Origin of the sequence: Brevundimonas sp., assembly GCF_036400995.1 — a bacterium.
GTDB lineage: Bacteria > Pseudomonadota > Alphaproteobacteria > Caulobacterales > Caulobacteraceae > Brevundimonas.
In genome coordinates, this window is record NZ_DASWWG010000076.1 from 24,858 (window position 1) to 32,383 (window position 7,526).

At 67.6% G+C, this 7,526-nt stretch carries 8 protein-coding genes and 1 riboswitch; of the genes, 1 reads left to right on the forward strand and 7 read right to left on the reverse strand.

Annotated elements, in window-relative coordinates:
* The first annotated feature begins 63 nt into the window (after positions 1–63).
* On the forward strand, positions 64–669 hold the full coding sequence (locus VGE03_RS11145; RefSeq protein ID WP_331046543.1) for a TetR/AcrR family transcriptional regulator: 606 nt from the start codon (positions 64–66) through the stop codon (positions 667–669).
* Positions 670–704: 35 nt separating this feature from the next.
* Here the strand turns inward: VGE03_RS11145 and gcvPB are convergent, their stop codons facing one another.
* The 7 genes from gcvPB to argS all read right to left on the reverse strand — a co-directional run.
* A complete protein-coding gene (gene gcvPB, locus VGE03_RS11150) occupies positions 705–2,273 on the reverse strand; it encodes an aminomethyl-transferring glycine dehydrogenase subunit GcvPB (RefSeq protein WP_331046544.1) in 1,569 nt (522 codons plus the stop codon).
* A gap of 14 nt (positions 2,274–2,287) precedes the next feature.
* Positions 2,288–3,634 carry an aminomethyl-transferring glycine dehydrogenase subunit GcvPA gene (gene gcvPA / locus VGE03_RS11155; RefSeq protein WP_331046545.1) on the reverse strand — a complete coding sequence of 449 codons (1,347 nt, stop codon included), beginning with the start codon at positions 3,632–3,634 and terminating at the stop codon, positions 2,288–2,290.
* Between the two features lie 65 nt (positions 3,635–3,699).
* The gene (gene gcvH, locus VGE03_RS11160; RefSeq protein WP_331046546.1) at positions 3,700–4,065 is read right to left on the reverse strand and encodes a glycine cleavage system protein GcvH; all 366 of its coding nucleotides are present in this window, start codon (positions 4,063–4,065) and stop codon (positions 3,700–3,702) included.
* An 11-nt stretch (positions 4,066–4,076) separates the two neighbouring features.
* Positions 4,077–5,189: a glycine cleavage system aminomethyltransferase GcvT gene (gene gcvT, locus VGE03_RS11165; RefSeq protein ID WP_331046547.1), complete on the reverse strand. Its 1,113-nt coding sequence runs from the start codon at positions 5,187–5,189 to the stop codon at positions 4,077–4,079.
* A gap of 141 nt (positions 5,190–5,330) precedes the next feature.
* Positions 5,331–5,428: riboswitch (glycine riboswitch) on the reverse strand.
* A gap of 46 nt (positions 5,429–5,474) precedes the next feature.
* Positions 5,475–5,783, reverse strand: a complete 309-nt coding sequence (locus VGE03_RS11170) for a hypothetical protein (RefSeq protein ID WP_331046548.1) — start codon at positions 5,781–5,783, stop codon at positions 5,475–5,477.
* Entirely contained in the window at positions 5,780–6,793 is a 1,014-nt protein-coding gene (locus VGE03_RS11175) for an adenosine deaminase (protein WP_331046549.1), read from the reverse strand. Before VGE03_RS11175 ends, VGE03_RS11170 begins: the two co-directional genes overlap by 4 nt.
* Positions 6,794–6,821: 28 nt before the next feature.
* Positions 6,822–7,526 (reverse strand): arginine--tRNA ligase (argS, locus tag VGE03_RS11180; RefSeq protein ID WP_331046550.1); only part of this gene is annotated, 705 nt, incomplete at its 5' end.

Consider the following 7,526-nt stretch of genomic DNA (forward strand, 5'->3'; position numbering starts at 1 on the left):
TCCTGTCTCGGAAAAGAGTCGCCTCAAAGGGCTCCGGCTTGCATATCTGCATCCGGTGCAAATATGCAAGAAGTGCAAGATAACAATTCCTCCCCGACGCCCGGTCTGCGTGAGCGCAAACGCGCGGAGACCCATGCCCGGATCCAGTCCGAGGGCATCCGGCTGTTCGTCGACAAGGGGTTCGAGGCCACGACCCTGGATGAGGTCGCGGCGGCGGCGGACGTGTCGCGCCGCACCCTGCTGAACTATTTCGGATCGAAGGAAGAGATCGTCTTCTCGGCCAAGGCCGAAATCCCGCAGCTGATCGCCGACGCCGTGGCCGCGCGGCCGGCTGACGAGCCTCTGCTGGACATGGTCGAGAACGCCCTGCTCGACCTGGCGCAGAGGCATCAGACGGAGCAGGCGCGGGCGATCACGGTTCTGATCGGCGCGACGCCCTCCCTACAGGCGGGGGATCAGGCCAAGTACGAGCGGATCGAACGCCTGCTGGCCCAGACGCTGGCGGCGAAGAAGGGGCTGCCGGAGGACGATGTGTCCTGCCGGATCGTCGCCGGGGCCGCCGTCAGTATTCTGAAGCTGTCGACCGCCGAGTGGCTGAAGCATCCGGGCCGGTCGCCGGAGGCCTTCGGTCGTGAAGCCTTCGCGGCGCTGAGGCGCATCGCGGGCTGAAACCTCCCCCGCCGGGGCGGGGGAGGGGATCAGGATCAGGCCGCCTGGTTCGAGCCTTCCGGAGCGGTCCAGCGCAGCACCGGCGAGCGGGCGGCGCGGGTCTCGTCCAGACGACGCATCGGGGCGTGGAAGGGCGCGCCCTTGAAGCGGTCCACATCGCCGGCCTTTGCTGCCTCGGCCAGCAGGCGCATCGCCTCGATGAAGCGATCCAGCTCGGCCTTGGACTCAGTCTCGGTCGGTTCGATCAGCATGGCGCCGTGGACGACCAGCGGGAAATACATGGTCATCGGGTGGAAGCCCTCGTCGATCATCGCCTTGGCGAAGTCGAGCGTGGTGATGTCCGTGCCCTTCAGCCATTCGTCGTCGAACAGGGCCTCGTGCATGCAGGGGCCGTCGGGGAAGGCCGGGCTCATCAGGTCCGACAGGCGGGCCTTGATGTAGTTGGCGTTCAGCACCGCGTCCTCGGCGACCTGACGCAGGCCGTCCGAGCCGTGGCTCATCATGTAGCTGAGGGCGCGGACGTACATGCCCATCTGGCCCTGGAAGGCGCACAGGCGGCCGAAGGCCTGGGCGGCCTCGTCTTCCTCACGCTCGACCAGACGGTAGCCGTCAGCGTCGTGCACGACCCACGGAGCCGGGGCGAACGGGGCCAGCGCCTCCGACAGCACCACCGGACCGGCGCCCGGACCGCCGCCGCCGTGCGGCGTCGAGAAGGTCTTGTGCAGGTTGATGTGCATGGCGTCGACGCCCAGATCGCCCGGGCGCACCCGCCCGACGATGGCGTTGAAGTTGGCGCCGTCGCAGTAGAAATAGGCGCCCGCCTCGTGTGTCAGGCGGCTGATCTCCAGGATGTCGCGCTCGAACAGGCCGCAGGTGTTGGGGTTGGTCACCATGATGGCGGCGACGTCCGGGCCCAGCTTGGAGGCCAGGTCGGCGACGTCCACGCGGCCGTCGTCGGTCTGGGCGACCTCGACCACCGAATAGCCCACGAAGGCGGCGGTGGCGGGGTTGGTGCCGTGGGCGCTGGTCGGAACCAGGACCTTCTTGCGCACGTCGCCTTCGCCCTTGGCTTCATGGGCGGCGCGGATGGCCATCAGGCCGCACAGCTCGCCGTGAGCGCCGGCCTTGGGCGACAAGGCGACCGCGGGCATGCCGGTCAGGGTCGTCAGCCAGTGCGACAGCTGATCCATCAGCTCCAGCGCGCCCTGGACGGTCGACATGGGCTGCAGCGGGTGGATGTCCGAGAAGCCGGGCAGACGGGCCATCTTCTCGTTCAAGCGCGGATTGTGCTTCATCGTGCACGAGCCCAGCGGGTAGATGGCCAGGTCGATGGCGTGGTTCTTCTGCGACAGGCGCACATAGTGGCGCATGGCTTCCGGCTCGCTCAGGCCCGGCAGACCGATCGGGTCCTTGCGGACGAGGTCGCCGAGATCCGAGGCCGAGCCCTTGGGCTCCGGCAGATCGACGCCGGTCTTGCCCCAGCCGTCGCCCTCGAAGATCAGGGCTTCGTTCTGCAGCAGGCCGCGGCCGCCGGTCAGGGTGGCGGGCTTGGTGGCGACTTCGTTCGGCGTGGTCGGGCGGCCGACGGTGTTCATGGTGCTCATCGTCTTGTCTCCGCTCAGGCCGCCAGAACCTTGCCGAGCGCCTTGGCCAGCAGGGTGATGTCAGTGTCCAGGGTGGTCTCGGTGGCGGCGACCAGCAGGACGTCGTCCATGCCGGCTTCCGGGGCCAGACGGCTGTAGGGCACGCCGGCCAGCAGGTGATGGGCGGCGAGGGTGTCGACCACCTCGGCGGCCGGCTTCGGCAGCCGGATCGCGAACTCGTTGAAGAAGCGCGGGGTCAGGATTTCCACGCCCGGGATGGCGGCCAGCGCGTCACGCGTCGCCACGGCCTTCTCGTGGTTCAGCAGGGCCAGCTTCCGCAGGCCCGTCTCGCCCAGCAGGCTCATGTGGATGGTGAAGGCCAGGGTGCACAGGCCCGAGTTGGTGCAGATGTTCGACGTGGCCTTGTCGCGACGGATGTGCTGCTCGCGGGTCGACAGGGTCAGGACGAAGCCGCGCTCGCCGTCGGCGTCCACCGTCTCGCCGGTCAGACGGCCGGGCATCTGGCGGATCAGCTTCTCGCGCGTGGCGAACAGGCCGACATAGGGGCCGCCGAAGTTCAGGGCGTTGCCGATCGACTGGCCCTCGGCCGCGACGATGTCCGCGCCCATTTCGCCGGGCGACTTCAGCAGGCCCATCGACACGGCCTCGGTGACCACGACGATCAGCAGGGCGCCGGCGGCATGGGCGGCCTCGGCGATCTTGGTCACGTCGGTGGCGGTGCCGAAGACGTTCGGGGTCTGGACGACGACGCAGGCGGTGTCCGGACCGATCTGGTCGATCACGGCGGCTTCGGCGTCGACCGCGGCGGGCAGGGCCTGGGTCTCGACGCCGACGGCGTGGACCACGGTCTCGGTCGCCTTGACGTAGTGGGGGTGCACGCCGCCCGAGATGATCGCCTTGTTACGACGGGTCACGCGGGTCGCCATCAGCACGCCCTCGGCCATGGCGGTCGAGCCGTCATAGAGCGAGGCGTTGGCCACCGGCATGCCGGTCAGGTTCGCGACCTGGGTCTGGAACTCGTACAGGTACTGCAGCGTGCCCTGGGCGATTTCCGGCTGATACGGGGTGTAGCTGGTCAGGAATTCCGACCGCTGGATGATGTGGTCCACGGTCGCCGGGACGTGGTGCTTGTAGGCGCCGGCGCCGCAGAAGAAGGGCACCGTTCCAGCGGTGGCGTTCTTCGCCGCCATGGCCGACAGGGCGCGCTCGACCTCCAGTTCGCCCGCCACGCGGGGCAGGTCCACGGGGCCGTCCAGACGCGCGGCGGCGGGCACGTCCACGAACAGGTCGTCGATGGATTTGGCGCCGATGGCGGCGAGCATCGCCGTACGGTCGTCGGGCGTCAGGGGGAGGTAACGCATGGTCTTGTCCTGGGCCATGAATGGCCAAAGGCCCTCTGACTTCTGATCAGAGGGCCCGATGGGTCTTAGAGGGGGGCGAGGAAGGCGTCGTAGGCGGCCTGGTCCATCAGGGCGTCCAGCTGCGAGGCGTCCGCGATCTTGATCTTGGCGAACCAGCCTTCGCCTTCCGGGTCGGCGTTGACGGTTTCCGGAGCCGAGGCGAGGGCGGCGTTGCCCTCGATCACTTCGCCCGAGACCGGGGCATAGACGTCCGAGGCGGCCTTGACCGACTCCACGACGGCGAAGCTGTCGCCGACCGAGACGGTCTTGCCGGCTTCCGGGGTCTCGACGAACACCACGTCGCCCAGGGCGTCGGCGGCGTGCTTGGAGATGCCGACGGTGGCGATGTCACCGTCCAGGCTGACCCACTCGTGATCCTTGGTGAACTTCATGGTCTGATCTCTCAGGCTTTGGGTTTGCGGTAATAGCGTTGCGCCACGAACGGCATGGCGATGACTTCGGCGGCGGCGGCCTTGCCTCGCACGATGACCTTCAGGTCCGTGCCCAGCTCGGCGAAGGCCGGGGGCACATAGCCCATGGCGATGTTGCGACCGAGGGTCGGCGACGGGCCGCCCGAGGTGACCTTGCCGATGACGTTTCCGTCGGCGTCGGCGATCTCGGCGCCTTCACGGGCCGGGGCGCCTTCCTTGACGCTCAGGCCGACGCGGACGCGGGCCGGGCCGTCAGCCAGTTCCTTCAGCACCCGTTCGGCGCCGTTGAAGTCGGCGCGTTCCTTGCGCGACTTGGACAGGGCGAAGGTCAGGGCGCCTTCCACCGGGCTGGTGGTCGGATCGATGTCGTGGCCGTGCAGCGGCAGGCCGGCTTCCAGACGCAGGCTGTCGCGGGCGCCCAGGCCGATCGGCTTCACCCGGGCGTCTTCCAGCAGCAGGTTCCAGATGCGCTCGGCGTCGGCCGCCGGGACCGAAATCTCGTAACCGTCCTCGCCGGTGTAGCCCGAGCGAGAGACGTAGCAGTCCACGCCGAAGATCATCAGGCGGGCGCAGTCCATGAAGCCGAAGTCGGCGAAGACCGGGTCGTGTTTGACCATGACCTCGGCGGCCTCGGGGCCCTGGATGGCGATCAGGGCGCGGTCCAGCACGGTGAGCGTCGCGTCACCCTCGAGGTTGGCTTCCCAGAAGGCGAAGTCCTCATCCTTGTTGCCGGCGTTGACGACGACGAACAGGCCGTCGTGGTCGGGCTTGCCGGCCATCAGGTCGTCGATGATGCCGCCGTTCTGGTTCAGCAACAGCGAATACTTCTGCTTGCCGGCTTTCAGGATCGCATAGTCGCCGGGCACGAAGCGCTCGAACTGGGCGATGGCGTCCTCGCCGGTGATTTTGCACTGGCCCATGTGCGAGACGTCGAACAGGCCGGCGTGCTCGCGGGTCCAGCGGTGCTCGGCCAGAACGCCTTCGTACTGGACCGGCATGTCATAGCCGCCGAAGCCGACCATGCGGGCTCCCAGCGCACGATGGGCGGCGTTCAGGGGGGTGGTCTTCAGGGCTTGATCGGTCATGGTCCAGACTCTCGGGGTCGCGTGTTGAAGCGGAAAGCTCCGCCGTCCTCGCGCCCCCGCTGTCCTGAAGCCTGAGAGATTCCGGCGGCTTTCACCGCCTTGCTCCGTCGGCGCGCAACTCGTGCGGCTTTCCAGCGTCCGTGCGCTTTCGCGGTCCTTTTGCCTGAGCGTTTCCGGGGCGGTTGCGCCTTCGGCTCCGGAGCCTTTTCAGGGGCCCCGATCTCTCCCGCGAGAGCGAGCGGACCTAGGCCCCGACTCCGGGGCCAAGTCAAGCTACGCCGAGCTCTAAACGAACACCGCGATGGCGTTGGCGATGAACAAGACGACGGTCAGCGGCAGAGTGATCCGAAGAATCCGAATGCAACCCGTGAGGAATCGGCTGCCGTAGTCGCGATGCAGATCGGTGTAGACCTGCTCGATGAGTCGCGCCGCGAACGGATCATGAAAGAACAGCAGGAACGGCGGCTTATCAGATGGGACCCGCCCTTCGGTCTTGGCCCACTCGGCGGCGATGCCCGCGCCGAAATAGGCCCCGGCATTCACACACAAGGTGAAGACGAGCGCGTAGCCCAGTCCGGCGGCCCAGCCGCTCATGCGTGGATAGCGCCGTAAGCCTTCACTTCCGCGATCCGCGCCGCCTTGTCCGCCTCGGGCAGGAAGCTGCCCTCGAAGCTGTTGATCGCGATCTGTGTCACCTGCTCGCGGGTCAGGTCGACCGCCTCGGCCAGCTTCGCATAGTTGGCGTTCACATAGCCGCCGAAATAGGCCGGATCGTCCGAGTTCAGGGTGACATGCAGCCCCCGGCGCAGCATCTCCGGGACCGGGTGGTCCTTCAGGTCCTTCACGACGCAGAGCTTCAGGTTCGACAGCGGGCAGACGGTCAGGGTCATCTGCTCCTTCGCCAGCCGCTGGATCAGGCGCTCGTCCTCCATGGACCGGTTGCCGTGGTCCATGCGGTCGATGTGCAGCAGGTCCAGCGCCTCATGCACATAGGCGGGCGGGCCTTCTTCCCCGGCATGGGCGCACAGCTTCAGGCCCAGGTCGCGGGCGGCGGCGAAGACGCGCTGGAATTTGGACGGCGGATGCCCGACCTCGGACGAATCCAGTCCAACGCCGATGAAGTGGTGCAGATACGGCTTCGCCATCTCCAGCGTAGCGAAGGCCTCGTCCTCGCTCAGGTGGCGCAGGAAGCTGAGGATCAGGCCGCTGGTGACGCCCAGCTCGGCTTTCGCCCGGTCCATGCCCGCGATCAGCCCCTCCACGACCACGCCGAACTCCACACCGCGGTCGGTGTGGGTCTGCGGATCGAAGAAGATTTCGGCGTGGCGCACATTGTCGGCGGCCGCGCGCTGGAAGTACGCGAAGGCGAGGTCCTCGAAATCCTGCCGGGTCAGCAGGACGTTGGCCCCGGCGTAGTAGATGTCGAGGAAGTCCTGCAGGTTCGAGAAGTCATAGGCCGCGCGCACGGCCTCGACGCTGTCGAACGGGATCGAGACGCCGTTTCGCTGCGCCAGTTCGAACATCAGCTCAGGCTCCAGCGAGCCCTCGATGTGCAAATGCAGTTCGGCCTTGGGCAGGCCGGCGATGTAGGCGTCGAGCGACATGAGCTTCTCCTTGCGGGAGAAGCTTAGCCTACATCCGCTCCGGCGTGTCGATTCCCAGCAGGGTCAGGGCGATCACCAGCTGATCCAGCGCCGCCTTCGACAGGGCCAGACGCGAGGCCTTGGTCTCCGCGTCCGGCGCGATCAGCACCGGGCAGGCCGCGTAGAATTTCGAGAACGACTGGGCCAGCCGGTAGGCGTGCTCCGAGATCAGGTGCGGCATCCGCTTGTCGTAGGCCTCGGCCACGGCCTGGGAGAAGGCGTCCAGCGTCAGGGCCAGATCGCGCTCGGCCGGCTCGCCGATCGTCACCGGTCCCGCCGCCGCGCCCTGGTCCTCGGCCTTGCGCAGCAGGGATTTGATCCGCACCGCCTGGTACAGCAGGTATGGCCCGGTCTTGCCCTCGAAGCTCATGAAGCGGTCGAGGTCGAAGATGTAGCTGGTGGTCCGGCTGTTCGACAGGTCGGCGAACTTCAGCGCCGCCACCGCCACCTTGCGGGCGATGTCGTCGAACTCGACCTCGGGCAGGTTCGCCCCCAGCTTCGCCTCGCGCAGCCGCTCCCGCGCCTTGTCGGTCGCCATGGTGATCAGGTCGTGCAGCTTCAGCACGCCACCGGCCCGGGTCTTGAAGGGCTTGCCGTCCGGGCCGTTCATCGTGCCGAAGCCGAGGTGCTCCAGCGAGCCCTCGGCGGCGTAGCCGGCCAGGTAGCTGGCGCGGAACACCTGCTCGAAATGCTC

Bases quoted from the DNA above. Each gene is read 5' to 3' on its own strand.
- VGE03_RS11175 (WP_331046549.1), bottom strand. From the start codon at position 6,793: ATGTCGCTCGACGCCTACATCGCCGGCCTGCCCAAGGCCGAACTGCAT.
- VGE03_RS11145 (WP_331046543.1), top strand. From the start codon at position 64: ATGCAAGAAGTGCAAGATAACAATTCCTCCCCGACGCCCGGTCTGCGT.
- gcvPB (WP_331046544.1), bottom strand. From the start codon at position 2,273: ATGAGCACCATGAACACCGTCGGCCGCCCGACCACGCCGAACGAAGTC.
- gcvT (WP_331046547.1), bottom strand. From the start codon at position 5,189: ATGACCGATCAAGCCCTGAAGACCACCCCCCTGAACGCCGCCCATCGT.
- gcvPA (WP_331046545.1), bottom strand. From the start codon at position 3,634: ATGCGTTACCTCCCCCTGACGCCCGACGACCGTACGGCGATGCTCGCC.
- VGE03_RS11170 (WP_331046548.1), bottom strand. From the start codon at position 5,783: ATGAGCGGCTGGGCCGCCGGACTGGGCTACGCGCTCGTCTTCACCTTG.
- gcvH (WP_331046546.1), bottom strand. From the start codon at position 4,065: ATGAAGTTCACCAAGGATCACGAGTGGGTCAGCCTGGACGGTGACATC.